This is a genomic window from Salinimicrobium catena (assembly GCF_900102915.1).
In the GTDB taxonomy this organism is placed as follows: domain Bacteria; phylum Bacteroidota; class Bacteroidia; order Flavobacteriales; family Flavobacteriaceae; genus Salinimicrobium; species Salinimicrobium catena.
In genome coordinates this window covers 414,198-431,722 of sequence record NZ_FNGG01000001.1, presented here as the reverse complement: position 1 = coordinate 431,722, position 17,525 = coordinate 414,198, and the positions used below count along the sequence as shown (strand labels likewise).

Annotated in this window: 18 protein-coding genes; 9 read left to right on the top strand and 9 right to left on the bottom strand. The window is 44.8% G+C overall.

Annotated elements, in window-relative coordinates:
- Nucleotides 1–3 precede the first annotated feature (3 nt).
- Both BLS64_RS01965 and BLS64_RS01960 read right to left on the bottom strand, forming a co-directional pair.
- Nucleotides 4–519: an acyl-CoA thioesterase gene (locus tag BLS64_RS01965; RefSeq protein WP_093111191.1), complete on the bottom strand. Its 516-nt coding sequence runs from the start codon at nt 517–519 to the stop codon at nt 4–6.
- Nucleotides 520–626: 107 nt separating this feature from the next.
- Nucleotides 627–1,559, bottom strand: a complete 933-nt coding sequence (locus BLS64_RS01960; protein WP_093111189.1) for an HU domain-containing protein — start codon at nt 1,557–1,559, stop codon at nt 627–629.
- 96 nt (nt 1,560–1,655) lie between these two features.
- Here BLS64_RS01960 and dprA point away from each other — a divergent pair, with 96 nt between their 5' ends.
- Entirely contained in the window at nt 1,656–2,756 is a 1,101-nt protein-coding gene (dprA, locus tag BLS64_RS01955; RefSeq protein ID WP_093111187.1) for a DNA-processing protein DprA, read from the top strand.
- Here dprA and trpS read toward each other — a convergent pair.
- Nucleotides 2,753–3,721, bottom strand: coding sequence for a tryptophan--tRNA ligase (gene trpS / locus BLS64_RS01950; RefSeq protein WP_093111185.1), 969 nt, complete (start codon nt 3,719–3,721; stop codon nt 2,753–2,755). The genes dprA and trpS overlap by 4 nt on opposite strands.
- A gap of 74 nt (nt 3,722–3,795) precedes the next feature.
- On the opposite strand from trpS, the gene BLS64_RS01945 reads away from it, so the two are divergent.
- Entirely contained in the window at nt 3,796–4,536 is a 741-nt protein-coding gene (locus BLS64_RS01945) for a lysophospholipid acyltransferase family protein (protein WP_093111183.1), read from the top strand.
- Here the strand turns inward: BLS64_RS01945 and BLS64_RS01940 are convergent.
- From BLS64_RS01940 to recA, 3 genes are all read right to left on the bottom strand, one after another.
- Nucleotides 4,533–5,807 (bottom strand): hypothetical protein, encoded by a 1,275-nt coding sequence (locus BLS64_RS01940; RefSeq protein ID WP_093111181.1) that lies wholly within the window; start codon nt 5,805–5,807, stop codon nt 4,533–4,535. The two genes, BLS64_RS01945 and BLS64_RS01940, sit on opposite strands and share 4 nt — an antisense overlap.
- Entirely contained in the window at nt 5,807–6,349 is a 543-nt protein-coding gene (locus BLS64_RS01935) for an RNA polymerase sigma factor (protein ID WP_093111179.1), read from the bottom strand. Before BLS64_RS01935 ends, BLS64_RS01940 begins: the two co-directional genes overlap by 1 nt.
- Before the next feature lie 328 nt (nt 6,350–6,677).
- Nucleotides 6,678–7,691 carry a recombinase RecA gene (recA, locus tag BLS64_RS01925; protein ID WP_093111175.1) on the bottom strand — a complete coding sequence of 338 codons (1,014 nt, stop codon included), beginning with the start codon at nt 7,689–7,691 and terminating at the stop codon, nt 6,678–6,680.
- Nucleotides 7,692–8,057: 366 nt separating this feature from the next.
- On the opposite strand from recA, the gene trhO reads away from it, so the two are divergent.
- The 7 genes from trhO to BLS64_RS01890 all read left to right on the top strand — a co-directional run bounded on the left by trhO (nt 8,058) and on the right by BLS64_RS01890 (nt 15,097).
- Nucleotides 8,058–9,089, top strand: coding sequence for an oxygen-dependent tRNA uridine(34) hydroxylase TrhO (gene trhO / locus BLS64_RS01920; RefSeq protein ID WP_093111173.1), 1,032 nt, complete (start codon nt 8,058–8,060; stop codon nt 9,087–9,089).
- Nucleotides 9,090–9,208: 119 nt separating this feature from the next.
- Nucleotides 9,209–10,366, top strand: a complete 1,158-nt coding sequence (locus BLS64_RS01915) for a PSP1 domain-containing protein (protein WP_093111171.1) — start codon at nt 9,209–9,211, stop codon at nt 10,364–10,366.
- Nucleotides 10,359–10,850, top strand: coding sequence for a gliding motility lipoprotein GldH (locus BLS64_RS01910; protein WP_093112255.1), 492 nt, complete (start codon nt 10,359–10,361; stop codon nt 10,848–10,850). Before BLS64_RS01915 ends, BLS64_RS01910 begins: the two co-directional genes overlap by 8 nt.
- A 10-nt stretch (nt 10,851–10,860) precedes the next feature.
- A complete protein-coding gene (locus BLS64_RS01905; RefSeq protein WP_093111168.1) occupies nt 10,861–13,197 on the top strand; it encodes a penicillin-binding protein 1A in 2,337 nt (778 codons plus the stop codon).
- Between the two features lie 96 nt (nt 13,198–13,293).
- Nucleotides 13,294–13,992: a CoA transferase subunit A gene (locus BLS64_RS01900; protein ID WP_093111166.1), complete on the top strand. Its 699-nt coding sequence runs from the start codon at nt 13,294–13,296 to the stop codon at nt 13,990–13,992.
- A 57-nt stretch (nt 13,993–14,049) separates the two neighbouring features.
- Nucleotides 14,050–14,403, top strand: a complete 354-nt coding sequence (locus BLS64_RS01895; RefSeq protein WP_093111164.1) for a four helix bundle protein — start codon at nt 14,050–14,052, stop codon at nt 14,401–14,403.
- Between the two features lie 40 nt (nt 14,404–14,443).
- Nucleotides 14,444–15,097 carry a CoA transferase subunit B gene (locus BLS64_RS01890; protein ID WP_093111162.1) on the top strand — a complete coding sequence of 218 codons (654 nt, stop codon included), beginning with the start codon at nt 14,444–14,446 and terminating at the stop codon, nt 15,095–15,097.
- Between the two features lie 79 nt (nt 15,098–15,176).
- Here BLS64_RS01890 and BLS64_RS01885 read toward each other — a convergent pair whose 3' ends face one another.
- The 3 genes from BLS64_RS01885 to BLS64_RS01875 form a co-directional block, all read right to left on the bottom strand.
- Complete coding sequence (locus BLS64_RS01885; RefSeq protein WP_093111160.1) at nt 15,177–15,539, bottom strand: DUF6616 family protein; 363 nt, start codon at nt 15,537–15,539, stop codon at nt 15,177–15,179.
- A gap of 128 nt (nt 15,540–15,667) precedes the next feature.
- Nucleotides 15,668–16,381 carry a 3'-5' exonuclease gene (locus BLS64_RS01880; protein ID WP_093111158.1) on the bottom strand — a complete coding sequence of 238 codons (714 nt, stop codon included), beginning with the start codon at nt 16,379–16,381 and terminating at the stop codon, nt 15,668–15,670.
- Nucleotides 16,378–17,523 (bottom strand): serine hydrolase domain-containing protein, encoded by a 1,146-nt coding sequence (locus BLS64_RS01875; protein WP_093111156.1) that lies wholly within the window; start codon nt 17,521–17,523, stop codon nt 16,378–16,380. The genes BLS64_RS01880 and BLS64_RS01875 overlap by 4 nt, the downstream gene beginning before the upstream one ends.
- Nucleotides 17,524–17,525 lie beyond the last annotated feature (2 nt).

The following is a 17,525-nucleotide window of genomic DNA, read 5'->3' as shown; positions in this document are numbered from 1 at the left end:
ATACTAGCTGTTCTCGAAAAGAGCTTTCAATTCGGTAGCCTCACCCGGTTTCATTTTCCCGGCGAGTACCAGACTTAACTGCTTTCTTCTTAAAGCGGCGGCGAAACGCTCTTTTTCAAGATCGGTTTCTGGCTCTAAGGCAGGGATCTTTACGGGAGTTCCTGTCTCATCAACAGCCACAAAAGTGTAAATAGCTTCATTAGCCTTACTGCGGGTACCACTTTCGCGGTCTTCTACCCAAACATCAATATAGATCTCCATTGAGGATTTAAAAGCCCGCGAAACATTTGCTTCAACAGTCACAACGCTTCCTAATGGAACTGCCTTATTGAAGGCCACGTGATTCACCGATGCGGTCACCACTATCCGGCGGCTGTGACGACGCGCGGCAATACTGGCAGCCCTGTCCATTCTGGCGAGAAGTTCCCCTCCAAAAAGGTTGTTTAACGGGTTTGTTTCACTGGGTAAGACCAGGTCGGTCATTATGGTTCTCGATTCTTCCGGAGTCTTTGCGTGCATTTAGCTGAAATTTTAGCCAAAGGTAAGGCGCTTTAACAAACCGCAGGCGTTAAGGGTATATTAAAAAACTATTTTGGAATAAAGAAGTGCCTAAAGAAGCAGTGGAATTATAATTCCTGAACCAATAACCAGGCCCCGGGATTTGACTTTTTAATCTCCCTCAATGTTCTAAGAGATTCCAGGCGGTCCTCATGGCTGCTGTACACCACCTGGTGCAAGCCGAATCGGTTGGCTCCTATCTGGCGGGCTTTGTAACCTTCTTTTTTTAACTGCTGAACTTTTTTCTCGGCATTCTCTTCAAGACGGAAAGCTCCTGCCACGATGTGATATTTTCCGGACTGCTTGGCAACTTTAAGAGTTACCGCAGGCAGCGGATTAGGGATCACGAAAGTAGCTTGTTGTATCTGGTTTTCCAGCTGGGTAGCTGCTTTTTGCTGCTCTGCCAGGTTGTGCTCGGTGATCTGGTTGCTGTAGAAGTTCATTCCGGCAGCACCACTAAGCCCAAGAGCAAGTAAGCCAACGGCAGCGTATTTAAGCCAGCCTCCAGAAGATCTTTTTTCAGGGGTAAAGGCCACAGGTGCTTTTTCTTCAACTTCTTCAGCCTGTTTCTTGTAGGTTTCTCTAAGCACTTCCTGAGAGCTAAAGCCGCTAAGCCCAAAAGCTTCTTTCAGGTAGTTGTTTTCGGCAACGGGTTCGAACTGCAGCTTGTTTCCTTCAGAAAGGTTGAAAGTTCCTATTTTTTCCAGGGTCACCACCTTGTTCTCTTCAAGAACAGCGTTGAGGTCCTGCACGTACTCATGCAGTTTCTCTATTGCGGCAGAGTAAGGAATGTTTTCCACTTCCACAATGTAATTGGCTAATAAGCCGTCATTCTTAACCAGCTGACGGTTAAAAGAAACAGACTTTTTAGGCGGAAAAAATTCGTTTGTGGATTGCTCGATGCGGGCTGAATGATGTTGTGTGATAAAAGCCCCGAATTCCGGTAGGATCACGCATTCGTACCGGTACAAAAGATCGTGGATGTGATTTGCTACTGCCATTTGAACAAATGTAGAATAATTTAAATTCAGAAAAAAGAGGCTGCTCCAAATTTATTAACAAATTTTTATTTTAATTTTCCTTTCTGATTTTTTGCTATGGATCCTTCTGATTTACAATATATTCTGGCCCTGCAGCACGTGCCGAACTTAGGGGATGCATCGGCTAAAAAGCTCATCAGGAAAACAGGTTCCCCGCAAGCGGTTTTTAAGGAGAAAGTAAGTGGTCTTTTAAAGATCGATGGGGTAGGCAAGTCTAAGCTGCAGGACCTTCATGATCCGGTTCATTTGCGGGCGGCTGAAAAGGAGATGGAATTCATCAGCAAGAACAGCATTTCCTGTCTGTATTACCGGGATGAGAATTATCCCGAACGTCTCAGGCACTGCCTTGACGGACCCATTTTGCTTTTTCAGCGAGGTAAGGTTAACCTTCAGAAGAAAAGGATGATCAGTATTGTTGGGACGAGACAAGCCACAGCACACGGAATGGCCTTTTGTGAAAAACTGGTAGAAGACTTAAATCCGCTTGATCCAATCATAGTTTCGGGCTTTGCCTACGGAATAGATATCTGCGCTCAACGTGCCGCCATGAAGAACAAGTTGCAAACTGTAGGTTGCCTGGCACATGGGCTTAACCAGATCTATCCGAAGGTACATCAGAAATACGTAAGACAGATAGAAGAAAATGGTGGTTTCTTAACCGATTTCTGGAGCACCGATGCTTTTGACCGCAACAATTTCCTGAAGCGCAACCGCATCATTGCAGGCCTCAGCGAAGCGACCATAGTGATAGAAAGTGCCGAAAAAGGTGGTTCTTTAGTTACTGCTGATATTGCCAATTCCTATAACCGTGAAGTGTTCGCTGTTCCCGGCCGGCCCCGCGATGAACAGAGCAGGGGGTGCAACATGCTCATCAAATCGCAGCAGGCCCACGTGTTGACCGAAGCAGCAGACCTAATCTACATGCTTGGCTGGCAGATCGAGTCTCCTCAAAAACCGGTGCAAAAACAGCTTTTTGTTGAGCTGGAAGAAGAGGAAAAAATGCTGTATGGATTCCTGAAAGAACACGGAAAGGAACAACTCGACTTTATCGCCCTTAATTGCAGCATCCCAACTTTCAAAGCGGCGACCCTGTTGCTCAATATGGAACTCAAAGGAGTGGTGCGTCCTCTTCCCGGAAAATTGTTCGAGGTGGTTTAGTAACCAAGTTTTTCACGAACTCGCACCAGGACGTCATCGGCTGTTTTTCTGGCTTTTTCGGCGCCTACTGCCAGGGCTTCTTCGATCTTTGCCGGGTTCTCCATGTAAAAATGATATTTTTCACGCTCTTTTTCAAAGCGGGTAATGATCACCTCGTAAAGAGCTTGTTTTGCGTGACCGTATCCATAGCCTCCGGCTTCATAGTTGCGCCGCATTTCCTCAGTCTGTTCCTTAGTCGCCAGTAACTTGTAAATGTTGAAAACATTGTCATTTTCAGGATCTTTTGGGTCTTCCAGTGGAGTGCTGTCGGTTTGGATCCCCATGATCTGCTTTCGCAGTTTCTTGTCCGGCAGGAAAATGTTGATGGTATTGCCTTTTGATTTGCTCATTTTCGCACCGTCTGTTCCGGGCACGTACATGGTCTCTTCAGAAACTCTTGCCTCGGGCATTACGAAAGTGTCGCCCATTTTGGTGTGGAAACGAGATGCCACATCCCGGGTCATTTCCAGGTGCTGTAACTGGTCCTTTCCAACCGGCACTATTTCGGCATCATACAACAGGATGTCTGCAGCCATGAGCATAGGATAGGTGAACAACCCGGAATTAACATCTTCCAGCCTGTCTGCCTTGTCTTTAAAGGAATGTGCAAGCGTCAACCTCTGGTATGGGAAAAAACAGCTGAGGTACCAGCTGAGTTCGGTCACCTGCGGAATGTCGCTTTGCCTGTAAAAAACCGATTTTTCAATATCCAGCCCAAAAGCCAGCCAGGTGGCAGCAGTAGAAAGGGTATTCTCTTTCATCACTTCTGCATCTTTGATCTGGGTGAGGGTATGTAGGTTCGCAATGAACAGGAAAGATTCATTTTTCGGGTCATTTGCCATCTCAACCGCAGGGATGATCGCTCCTAAAATGTTACCCAAATGAGGTGTTCCTGTGCTTTGAATTCCGGTAAGTACTCTGGACATCGGCTTTTTCTATTTTTGCACAAAGGTATCCATTTTAGGGAATTCCTTCAATCCAATTCCTTATTTTTGGTTCCATGCGAATCCTCCGAATCTTCCTGGTGGCCTTATGGCGAGTCTGGTTCTATATCCTCATGGGGGTTCCCATAATCCTGTTTTTACCGCTTTTGCTGCTGTTCACCTCCCGCACCAAATTCTATCCGCAGTTCTTTATTCTTGCCCGCTGGTGGGCTTTTTTCATTCTATTCGGAATGGGATTCCTTCCGAAGATAAAAAGAGAACAAAAGCTTAAAAAAGGAGAAAGTTACATGCTGGTGGCCAACCACACTTCCATGACCGACATTATGCTTATGCTGGTCACCGTGAGGAACCCTTTCGTTTTCGTCGGAAAAAAAGAACTGGTGAAAATTCCCCTTTTTGGCTACTTCTATAAACGCACCTGCATTTTGGTTGACCGTGGAAATCAGCGAAGCCGCAAAGAGGTTTTTGAAAGGGCACAACGAAGGCTGAATGAAGGAACGAGCATTTGCATTTTTCCCGAAGGTGGCGTGCCCGATGATCTTGATGTGGTGCTTGATACCTTCAAAGACGGGGCTTTCAGGCTGGCCATTGACCACCAGATCCCTATTGTGCCAATGATCTTTTATGATAACAAAAAGCGGTTTCCGTATGTCTTTTCAAAAGGCAGTCCGGGGAGAATGAGGGTAAAGGTTAAAAAATTCATTTTTACGGAAGGAAAGACGCAGGATGATAAGAAATTCCTTAGGGAGGAAACCCGGGAGGTCATATTAAACGAGCTGGAAAAGGGCAGGTTTTAGAACTTGTAACTGAACCCGGAGTAGATCCCAAGGTAATAAGGCTGTGTCCCGGCGGGATTAGAGCTAAAGGTGTTAAACTGGTACTTGAGCATGGGCTCGAAATTAAGCTTGAACTTTTCTGAAAGGTTATAATCCACTCCCAATCCAATGTTGGTACTAAAGCTGATCTCGTTGAGGTTGCTGGCCTTGCCAATTGCCGAAACATTCCCGGAGTTCATGGAAACCCGGTTTTCATCAAGGAACAAAGTACTGGCTCCTCCAATAAGATTAAGCTCAAATCTCTTGTTTATGAGGTTGTATTCAAGTTCCACGGGGACTTCTATAAAACCCATTTTTTGATTCAATAACCCAGAATTAAAGTTCGTGAGGAACTCCCGGTTGTTGTTCGCGACGGGTTGCTTTGTTGTGGAGGATCTTCCCGAGGCATCAGAAACCACTTCTGTCTGGTCGCTGAAGGCCACGCTGCTTATGTTGGTAGGATCTACCACTGCCTGATTAGGAATGCCGTTGGTGTTGAAGCTCATGTTCACCTTGTTCACCCCCGAGCGTATCTTTACCCGGTCAGAAATGTTGTAGGCGATGTTAACCCCGTAGGAAAAGGTAACCTCCCCTTCACTGTTGTTCTCTTTGAACCTTGGGTCGAGGAAATTGCCTTTCCCGAAGTTGCCGTAGTAAATGGGGGCGGCATGGGTAGATACCTCAAAATTGCTTCGGGAGCTTTCTTCTACCACCTGCTGTTCCTGCCTGTTTATCTCATCAAAAAGTGATCTTTTCTTGATCCCGGATTTGCTTTCAGATCTTTTTCGGGTGAACTGCGATGAGGCAATATTGTTCTTTTCTGAAGTGATGGCTTCCCGGCTTTTGGGTGGCTTTATCGGGATGAGTTCGGCATTTTCGGAAGGTCTTTTAAAGGGCTGGTCTTTTACCGGCTCATCAAAGACAGGTCCGTTTGTCGGCATTTCATCGGGGTTGATCATGAGTCTGTTGCCGGCCAGGTTGTTCTCTCTGTTTAGCAATTCTTCTTCCAGATCTTCATTGGCAATAGAAGCGCCGGTTTGCGCGGGAAAGATCCAGTCTCCAATGAGGAAAATGATGGCCAGGACAGCCGCGATCCCTGCCATGCGTGACCAGAAAGGGGTAATGAAAACTCGCTTTTGTTCCCTTTCCTGGAGTTTTGCAGATATTGATCTCCAGACAGCTTCATTAGGAGTAGCTTCAAAGTCCTTGAATTTTTCCTGATACAATCTGTCTATGTACTTCCTTTCCTTCATTACATTGACCGGGCGGTAGATTTATTAAGACTGTCTTCAATCTTATCTTTTAAGATCACCCGGGCTCTGGCCAGGTTAGATTTAGATGTTCCTGTGGAGATGTTCATTACCTCTGCAATCTCTTTATGGGAAAAACCATCAAGCACATACAGGTTAAAAACCTGCCTGTAGCGATCGGGCAGTTGTTGAATGATCTCCAGTAAAAAATCGACTGAAACAGCATCTTCATCAATTTCAATTTCGGGTTCTTTTAAATGGTCCTCTTTGATGATCTCAAAGACCGTTTGTTTCCTGTACTTCTGAAGGGCAACATTTATCGTGATCCTCTTCATCCAACCTTCAAAAGAGCCTTTGTTCTTGTATTGGGGAATTTTGTCAAAGATCATTAAAAATGCGTCCTGCAAATTATCTTCTGCCTGTTGGTAGCTGGCCGAATACTTGAGGCAAACAGGAAATAATTTATGCGCAAATAGCCTGTAAAGCTGCTCCTGCGCCTTGATGTCCTGTTTCTTACATTTTTGTATGAGTTGACTAATCCTCAATAAAGTGATTTTAGGTGCTGTTGTTCTGTAGGGTAAAAAATGTGTTTTCTTCCCGGCTGTTTTTTACTTGCCAGAATTTAAATATATAAAAATCATTGTTCACTTCAACATACTTTGAGGTAGTTCCTAATGTTAAAACTTCAATGCCAGTGGATTGTGAAAAAAAACTGTGTTCTATTTCACTTGGAAAAGGGCAACCGGGCGCGAAGAGCGATTGTAATAATTTCATTAGGTTCAGGAATTGGAGGCCTGTCTTAATGAGATGCAGATCTAATGGAATGGTTGCGCTAAAAATGAAAAAATCCCGGAAATTTCCGGGATTTTTATGTTAAGCTTTTGCGACTTTTATCGCGTCTTTTATTTTGGTTTCCAGCTCTTCCATGAGATCCGGATTATCTTTTAGAAGTGTCTTTACCGCGTCACGACCCTGACCCAGTTTGGTATCTTCATAGCTGAACCACGATCCGCTTTTCTTGATGATCTCATAATCAACACCAATATCGATGATCTCCCCGATCTTTGAAACCCCTTCTCCATACATGATGTCGAATTCGGCGGTTTTAAATGGCGGCGCTACTTTATTCTTCACAACTTTCACTCGGGTCTTGTTCCCCTGTACTTCGCTGTTACTGTCTTTGATCTGCGTAGATCTCCTGATGTCCAGACGAATGGAAGCATAGAACTTAAGCGCATTACCACCTGTAGTGGTCTCAGGATTCCCGAACATCACCCCGATCTTCTCTCTCAATTGGTTGATGAAGATCATGGTACAGTGGGTTTTGCTGATGGAAGAGGTTAATTTCCGAAGTGCCTGAGACATAAGACGGGCATGTAGTCCCATTTTAGAATCTCCCATTTCCCCTTCGATCTCGCTCTTTGGGGTCAAAGCCGCAACAGAATCCACTACAATGATATCAATGGCTCCTGAACGTATCAGGTTATCTGCGATCTCCAGGGCCTGTTCTCCGTTATCTGGTTGGGAAATGATCAGGTTTTCGAGATCGATCCCGAGTTTTTCAGCATAAAAGCGATCAAAAGCATGTTCAGCATCAATAAAAGCGGCGATACCACCGGCTTTTTGAGCTTCAGCAATGGCATGAAGGGTAAGGGTTGTTTTACCCGAAGATTCGGGACCGTATATTTCAATAACCCTTCCTCGCGGATATCCGCCCACCCCAAGGGCAAGATCCAAACCTAAAGACCCGCTGGAGATGGCATCGATGTCCATCACGCTCTGGTCGCTCATCTTCATCACCGTTCCCTTGCCATAGGTCTTGTCCATCTTGTCAAGAGTGAGTTTGAGGGCTTTTAATTTCGCTTCTTTTTCTTTCTCGTTACTCATTATTTCAGCTTCTGTTTATATGATAGTTGTGCTAAAATAAGATAAGTTTTCATATACTCATAACATTCCTACGCAACCTTTTTTGCTTTCCTGCATCTAAAGGGTAAAGCAACACATTAACTACATGAAATTTTTAAAAAGAAATATTATTTTAAGTATTTCCGGTAGTGCATCAGTAGTGAATCTGAACTGCAGCTGCCGGGTGGACGGTGGCTAACGTTATTTAATTTTTAGTTGAAGAATTAAAAAATATTAAATAACGAATTAGCCGTTCGAAAAAAAATGCCTCGATGACCATCGGGGCATTTTTTCATTTAAAGCCTTATCTTTGCGCCAAATTTCTTTAACCTTATAAATTAGTATAGCATGCAACTGTACAATAAATTAAGCGCTAAAGAAAGAGCAGCCCTTTTAGAAGAAGCCGGGGAAGACCGGCTCACGCTCTCTTTCTACCAATATGCCAAGATCGGAAATCCGGAACTTTTCAGGAACCATCTCTTTTTAGCCTGGGATGAAATGGAAGTTCTCGGCCGCATTTATGTAGCTCACGAAGGCATCAATGCGCAGCTTTCTGTTCCCGCCGCCAACTTTGAAACCTTTAAAAATTTTCTTGACGGGATCTATTTCCTGAAGGATGTTCGTCTTAACATCGCTATTGAGCATGACCTTAAGTCTTTCCTGAAACTTAAAGTGAAAGTAAGAGACAAGATCGTCGCCGATGGTCTTAACGACGACACCTTTGATGTAAGAAATAAAGGAGTGCACGTAGATGCTCAAAAGTTCAATGAACTTCTGGATGACCCGAATACGGTGCTGGTGGATATGCGGAACCATTACGAAAGTGAAATAGGTCACTTTAAAGGCGCCATCACGCCAGATGTGGATACCTTCAGGGATTCCTTGCCCATTATTGAAGAGGACCTTAAAGAGCATAAAGAAGACAAGAACCTGGTGATGTATTGTACCGGGGGAATTCGCTGTGAGAAAGCCAGTGCTTATTACAAACATAAAGGCTTCAAGAATGTGTTTCAGCTGGAAGGCGGGATCATTGAATACACCCGGCAGGTAGAGAATCTGAAGCTGGAGAATAAATTCTTAGGAAAGAACTTTGTTTTTGACCACCGCAGGGGGGAACGCATAAGCGAGGACGTTATCTCCAACTGCCACCAGTGCGGAAAACCTTGTGACACTCATGTAAACTGTGCCAACGAGGCCTGTCACCTGCTCTTTATTCAGTGTGAGGAATGCGCCGAAAAAATGAACAATTGCTGTTCAGATAAATGTCAGGAAATAGCCGCATTACCTTACGAGGAACAAAAGGCGCTTCGCAAAGGAAAGGGCAACAGCAACCAGATCTTCAAAAAAGGACGTTCTGAGGTACTTACTTACAAACGTTGACAATTAGTTTCTCAACAGTGCGTTCCATAAATAATGGTATATTTACCTCAGCAGATTTTTTAATAATATAAAATCCGGGAGCCTGTATTCCAGGCTTCCAGGATTTCAACATATAGATTATGGGATGTAGTAGTTGTGCTACCGGCAAGGACGGTCAGCCAAAAGGATGTAAAAATAACGGCACCTGCGGAACAGACGGATGCAACAAATTGTCGGCTTTTGACTGGCTGGCAAATATGTCGCTTCCGCAAGGAGTTGAGCCGTACAATTTGGTGGAGGTCCGTTTTAAGAACGGAAGGAAACATTTTTATATAAATACAGAGAATTTAAGCCTCAGCATGGGAGATGTGGTTGCTACTGAAGCAAACCCGGGCCATGACGTGGGGGTGGTAGCCCTAACAGGAGAACTGGTGCGGGTACAGATGAAGAAGAAGAAGGTTCGCCCTGACAGCAAGGAGATCCTGAAGGTATATAGAAAAGCTTCACAGCGGGATATCGATATTTGGCAGGAAGCCCGTGAGAGGGAGGAAAGCATGAAAGTGCGTGCTCGTGAGATCGCCATTAGGCTCAACCTGCAAATGAAGATAAGTGATATTGAATTTCAGGGAGATGCTTCAAAAGCCACTTTTTATTATACTGCGGAAGAAAGGGTGGATTTCAGGCAATTGATCAAGGAATTCGCGCGCGAGTTCAACACCAGGATCGAGATGAGACAGGTGGGCTTCAGGCAGGAAGCTTCCCGTTTGGGAGGTATTGGTTCCTGCGGAAGAGAGCTTTGCTGTTCTACCTGGCTGACCGATTTCAGGTCTGTGAACACTTCAGCGGCAAGATATCAGCAACTCTCGCTGAACCCTCAGAAGTTGGCAGGTCAGTGCGGAAAGCTAAAATGCTGCCTGAATTATGAACTGGATACCTATCTTGATGCTTTAAAGGATTTTCCGAAGTCTGATATCAAACTGCACACTAAAAAAGGAACCGCAGTGTGTCAGAAAATCGATATTTTTAAAGGACTTTTATGGTACGCTTATGAGGGCGACTGGAGCAACTGGCACACGCTTACGGCAGAACAGGCTAACGACATCATTAAGAAGAACTCCAAAAAGGAATCGGTGAACAGCCTCGAGGAGTATGCCGTAGACCTGCAACAAGAATCAAAAACCGACTTTACCAATGCGGTAGGACAGGACAGCCTTACCCGCTTTGATAAGAAAGGCGGAGGTGGAAAGAAAAAGAGAAAGAACAAAAGAAAGAAAAGAAAACCCCAAAGAAATGGGTAGAGTTAAAGCCCCTCTCTTCATTTTGGTGAATTTACTCCTTTTGATATCCTGCGATAAGAACAGGGTATATGATGAGTACAAAAGCCTTCCAGATGAGTGGCATAAAGATTCGGTGGTGAGTTTCAAGGTGCAGGCGCCAGATACCCTGAAGAATTACAATCTTTTCATTAATCTTCGGAACAATTCAGATTACCGTTACAGCAATCTTTACCTCATCACCGAGATCAATTTTCCCTACGGCAGGGTGATCAGTGACACCCTTCAGTATGAGATGGCAAAACCGTCTGGAGAGTGGCTTGGCACAGGCTTTGGTGAGGTGAAGGAAAGCAAACTGTGGTACAAAGAGAATTTTCAGTTTTCCGAAGCAGGGGAATATACCGTGAACATTCAGCAGGCGATGAGAAAAAGGGATAGCGTGAGCGGCATTGAAAGCCTGGAGGGCGTGACCGAGGTTGGTTTTAGAATAGAGAATAGCACAAATTAATTTACAGCCCATGGGCAACACTAAAAAAACTGCGAAAGCAAAAAAGCAGGAGGCCGAAAAAAGAAGGAAATACAGCAAGTATAAATCCTGGTTCTGGTCTCTTTTTGCAATAGGATTATCGCTTACTGTACTTTTATTTTTACTGGCCGGCTGGGGTGTATTCGGAACCATGCCAACCTTTGAAGAACTTGAGAATCCCGAGACCAACCTGGCTACAGAGATCTTTTCTTCAGACGGGGAAACCCTTGGGAAATACTATAATGAAAACCGTACACCGATAAAATTTGAAGATCTGCCTCCACATCTTGTGGAAGCTCTTATTGCGACCGAGGATGAGCGGTATTTTGAGCATTCGGGTATCGATGCTCGCGGAACGGTGAGAGCTGCAGTCTTCCTCGGGAAAAGGGGAGGGGCCAGTACCATTACCCAGCAGCTTGCGAAACTTCTTTTTACAGAAAATGCATCCCGAAATCCTTTCGCACGTGTCATCCAAAAAGCAAAGGAATGGGTCATCGCTACCAGGTTAGAGCGTCAGTACACCAAGGAAGAGATCATTACCATGTACCTGAACAAGTACGACTTTTTGTACCAGGCGGTTGGGGTGAGATCGGCTGCAAAGATCTATTTTGATAAGGAGCCAAAAGACCTCAATGTGGAGGAAGCCGCGGTGCTGGTGGCCATGCTTAAAAATCCGATATTATACAATCCGGTAAAGGAAAGGTTCAAGGAAAATGCTCTTGAGAGAAGGAATGTGGTTATAAGCCAAATGGAGGTCAATGGATATATAACTGAGGAAGAGGAGGATTCTCTGCAACAATTGCCTTTAAAGGTTACCTTCACTCCGCAGGGACATGACGAAGGGGTTGCTACCTACTTCAGGGTCTACCTGCAGGGCTTTATGAAAGATTGGATCGAAAAGAACCCGAAGCCCGATGGCAGCGAGTACAATATCTACCGTGACGGACTAAAGATCTACACCAGCATCGACTCGAGAATGCAGGAGTATGCCGAAGAAGCGGTAAAAGATCATATCGCGCACCTTCAGAAGGAATTCGACAGGCAGAACAAGAGCAATAAAACAGCTCCTTTCAGAGATGTTACTGCTGAAGAAAGAAATGATATTATACAGGATGCCATGCGCCGCAGTGAAAGATGGCGGGTGCTTAAAGCCCAGGGGAAATCTAATGAAGAGATCGTGAAATCCTTTGGTGAAAAGACAGACATGAGGATCTTTACCTGGGACGGGATCAAAGATACAATCATGACCCCTCGGGATTCAATCATTCACTATAAGTCACATCTACAGGCAGGGATGATGTCCATGACCCCACAAACGGGAGAGGTAAAAGCCTGGGTAGGAGGTGTGAACTTTAAACACTTCAAATACGACCATGTAAAACAGGCAAAGAGGCAGGTTGGTTCTACCTTTAAACCTTTCGTTTATGCCACTGCCATTGATCAGTTACACCTGTCACCGTGTGATACTCTGCCTCAAAGTCTGCATACCATTGAAGCGGGCAAGCACGGCAACCAGAATGACTGGACGCCACGTAACAGTGATGGGGAATATGCTGGGATGATCAGCCTTAAAGCTGCCCTGGCACAATCGGTGAATACGGTAACCGCGCGTTTGATCGACCGCATTGGGCCAAAACCTGTTATCGACCTTCTTGAAAAACTGGAGATCGATGCTGAAAATATTCCTGAAGTTCCTTCAATTGCATTAGGTACGGCCGACCTGAGTGTTTTTGAAATGGTATCGGCTTACAGCGCCTTTGCGAATGAAGGAGTATACGTAAAACCGGTGATCGTAAACCGCATTGAAGATAAGAATGGAACTATCTTATACCAGCACATGCCTGAGACCAAGGATGTTCTTAGTAAGGAAGCTGCTTATGTAACGGTGAACCTGCTCGAAGGGGTAACCCAGTACGGGTCTGGTAGAAGGCTTCGAGGCACCTGGGCTACAGGGGCAGAACATTATAAAAGAGCCGTTACGGGCTATCCGTACGACTTTGACAATCCCATTGCAGGAAAGACTGGAACCACGCAAAATCAGAGTGACGGATGGTTCATGGGAATGGTTCCAAACCTGGTTACCGGGGTGTGGGTAGGAGCAGAAGACCGCTCGGTGCATTTCCCAACCTTGACTTACGGTCAGGGAGCTACCATGGCCCTTCCAATTTGGGGGATGTACATGAAAAAGGTCTATGCAGATAAGGAGCTGGAGGTTTCAAAAGGAGAATTCCCGAAACCGGAGAACCTGAGCATAGAAACCAACTGTGAGAACTACGGAAAGAACCAGGTAGAAGAAGGAGATTCCCTTCCCGATGAACTGGATTTCTAGATAAGACTGAATTTATTGCGAAAATCACAATTGTGGCCGTGGTTCCGTTGGGACACGGCCATTATTTTTGTATTTTTCGGAATAAAATAACCAACAATGATCAAGAAAACTGTAGAGGACGTTTCCAAAGCCCTGGAAGGCGTTCATGACGGGATGACCTTTATGCTCGGGGGCTTCGGGTTATGTGGTATCCCGGAAAACTCCATAGCCGAGCTGGTACGACTTAATGTAAAGAACCTTACCTGTATCTCAAACAATGCCGGGGTGGATGATTTCGGCCTGGGACTGCTGCTTCAAAAGAAACAGATCGATAAGATGATCTCCTCCTACGTGGGAGAAAATGCCGAATTCGAACGCCAGATGCTTAGCGGGGAACTGGAAGTGGAATTAACTCCGCAGGGAACCCTTGCTGCCAAATGTCAGGCTGCTCAACAAGGCTTTCCGGCTGTTTATACTCCTGCAGGCTACGGTACTGAAGTGGCCCAGGGCAAAGAAACCAGGGAGTTCAACGGAAAAATGTATGTGCTTGAGGAGGCTTATAAGGCCGATTTCGCATTCGTCAAAGCCTGGAAAGGAGATGAGGCCGGAAACCTCATTTTTAAAGGAACAGCACGTAACTTCAATCCGTTAATGTGTGGCGCCGCCAAAATTACGGTTGCCGAGGTGGAAGAGCTGGTCAAACCGGGTGAACTAGACCCTAACCAGATCCACATTCCCGGGATCTTCGTGCAGCGCATCTTCCAGGGGAAGGACTATGAAAAAAGAATTGAACAAAGAACAGTTCGAAAAAAATAATTGATTTGAAAATTTGAGAATGAGATGATTTGAAAATGAATTCTAAAACTGCAACTTATGAGAGATGACAAAGAAAATTTGATTGTAAACAAAACCTTCAATTTTGCACTTGATGCTATTGATTATTCTGAAAAATTGAGATCTCTTCATAAGTATGAAATGGCTTCTCAGCTCTTTAGAAGTGGAACTTCGATAGGAGCAAATGTATGGGAGGCGCAAAATGCGGAAAGTAATGCGGATTTTATTCATAAGTTTAAAATAGCAGCTAAAGAATCAGATGAAACGAATTACTGGTTGAAGCTGTGCAAGGCCTCACCTCATTACCCGGATCCTAAACCTGAATTGCCTACAGAGCTAAACTCAATAATCAGGATTATATCAAGGATCATTTCGTCGAGTAAGAAAAAATAATCTTCAATTTTTCAAATCCACTAATCTTCAAATTATAGAAATGTTAGATAAAGAAGGAATCGCAAGAAGAATTGCTAAGGAAGTTAAGGATGGCTACTACGTCAACCTTGGAATAGGGATACCAACTTTGGTGGCCAATTTTGTACGTGATGATATACAGGTAGAATTCCAGAGCGAGAATGGGATTCTGGGAATGGGGCCTTTTCCAATTGAAGGAGAAGAAGACGCCGATCTTATCAACGCAGGGAAACAGACCATTACCGCTTTACCGGGAGCCAGTTTTTTTGACTCTGCCATGAGCTTTGGAATGATCCGTGGGCAACATGTAGATCTTACTATTCTGGGAGCCATGGAGGTCGCAGAGAACGGTGATATCGCCAACTGGAAGATTCCTGGGAAGATGGTAAAAGGAATGGGCGGCGCGATGGATCTTGTGGCCAGCGCCGAAAATATCATCGTGGCAATGATGCACACCAATCGTGCAGGCGAATCAAAGCTTCTTAAAAGATGTACGCTGCCTTTAACCGGAGTGGGATGTGTGACCAGGATCGTGACCAACCTGGCAGTTCTCGAGGTAACCGACAAAGGTTTCAAGCTTTTGGAAAGAGCGCCGGGAGTAAGTGTGGAAGACATTAAAAATGCCACCGAAGGCACGCTGATCGTGGAAGGGGAGATCCCTGAGATGCAGCTTTAAATAGTGGAAAAACCAAACGGTTCCGTTCTCAAGTATTCTAGTATATGCCTGAAAACGGAACCGTTTCGTTCACAGTGTGCTACTCTGTTATAGAAGTTGAATGCTTCTCGAGATTAACGAGGAAATCAATGGCTTCATTCAAAGGAATGATCTTTCCGCGGGAATTCACCTGTGAGAAATATTTATGCCACTTCGCTTCTTCAATACCTTTTTCAAATTTTTCTACATCTTCAAGGGACGGAAGCTTCCAAAGTGCCATATAACGATAATCACTTCGGTACGGGGTATGCTCGTCGTTCATTGCCCATCCCAGATTTTCAATGCCCGCTTTTTGTAGATCATTGATGGCTTCTCCTACTTTGTTCATGTAGGCCCGTCTTTCTTCTTTTGAAAGTTCCATCCATTTTTGAGTGACATTCCATTGTTCTACGTACAGATACATAATCGGTTGTTTTTTGGTTATTAAAGCGGTTAGAAGAGGCCAAAAAAGGGACTTTTGGCACCTTTACTTTAAATATAGTAAAAGTTTGAGAGGCAGGAATGTATGATAACATTTCATTAAGGGAATTGCTAAACCGAAAGTACCTCCTCTTCAGACAAAAGTTCTTCCTGTCTCAGCTTGAGGACCACCTGGGCGATAGCCAGCACATCTTTTTCGCAGTAGGTAATTATGCGGTCAATGTTTTGGTCTGAATAGTAGACATCTCGAACCTCGCTGCCGTCGATATCATCTTTAGGCGAAGGAATGTTCAGCACATTGCACAGCAGCTTTAAGGAGGTATAATGTTTATAGTCGCCAAATTTCCACAGCTCCAGGGTATCCAGATGCGGCACTTCCCAGGGTTTTTTTCCGAAGAGATCTAGCTTTACCGGAAGCTCCATATTGTGGATGAGCATTCTCCTGGCGATGTACGGGAAATCGAATTCCTTCCCGTTATGGGCGCAAAGCAGATGCTGAGGTCTGCTAAAGTGATCTTCCAGCAAGTTTTTGAACTGCTGAAGCAGCTGCTTTTCCTCTCCGTGAAAAGTGGTGATCCTGAAGGTTCTTAGTTCCCCCTGAAAAGCAAAATATCCTACAGAGATGCAAATGATCTTCCCGAATTCTGCCCAGATCCCGGCCCGGTCATAGAATTCTTCGGCCGTGAATTCTTCCTTTCGCTGGTACTGGGTCTTGAGTTCCCAGAGTTTCTTTTTCTCTTCGGAAAGGTCTTCATAAGAAGCGTTTTCGGGTACCGTTTCTATGTCGAGGAACAGCAGGTTCTTTAAGGAGATCTTTTTGATCATAAAGGCTGGTTGAGCATTTTATATACCTCTTCAAGATAGATATAAAAATCTTTGGAATGCTCTTCTCCTTCAGGTTTTGACATTTTTTCCTTTCCCAGGCGGGTAATGATGAGGTCATCTTCAGGCACCACGATCACATACTGCCCCAATATACCTCTCATATAGAAGATCTTTTTACCCTTGTATTCTTCCAGCCAAAAGCCATACCCGTAATGCGGAGACTTCTCAAATCTGGGCCTGATGCTTTTGGCGACAAAAGCTGAATCTAAAAGCTGCTTTTCCTGCCACCTTCCGAAGTCTTTATACAGTTTTCCGAAGCGGGCGAAATTCCGCGCATTTGAAGCGATGCAGCAATAGGCCTTTTCCATACCGCTTTCTTCGCTATCCAGCTGCCACAGCGCATCATTTCTCATTCCAAGCGGTTTCCAGAAACTGTCGCTCAGGTATTCGGCAAGGGTTTTTCCGGTTGCTTTTTCAATTACCATGCCCAGCAGCTGGGTGTTTCCGCTGAGATATTCAAATTCCTGCCCCGGCTTTTCGGTCACTTCCAGGTCCAGGATGAGCTCCCTCAGGTCATCTCCAAAATAGGCTTTCGCGGTCATGGAGAAAGGATTGTAATAGCTTTCATTCCAGTTAAGCCCTGAGGCCATGGATGCCAAATCTCCCACTGTTAACCGGCGATCGAACTGCGGAAAGAAATCGGCTACGGGTTGCTCTAAACTTTCTATTTTACCTTCAAAAATGGCTTTTCCCAGGAGGGCAGCGGTAATGCTTTTGGCCATTGAAAACGAGTTGGTGCGGGAGTCTTCTCCAAATTCTCCGGCATAATCCTCATACCAGATGCTGTCGTTCTTAATGATCAAAAAAGCTATGGTATTAAGATCTTCGTTGATCTCCTGTAGCCCTGGAGTGGCCTTAACTGAATTATAATCTTTATGCAAAGGCCAGGGCTGAGGTTTTCCTGCTTCTATAGTTCTGTTGCTGAATTGGGGATGATCATCTATGTAGGCAGTAGTATGGCCGGTAAGGTAAGTAACCTTCAATCCCCTAAAAATATAACCATAATCAAAGATGTATAGGAGCAGAACAATTACCGGCAGAATAATGAGGAGCCAAAAAAGTGTTTTTTTTAATACTTTCATCA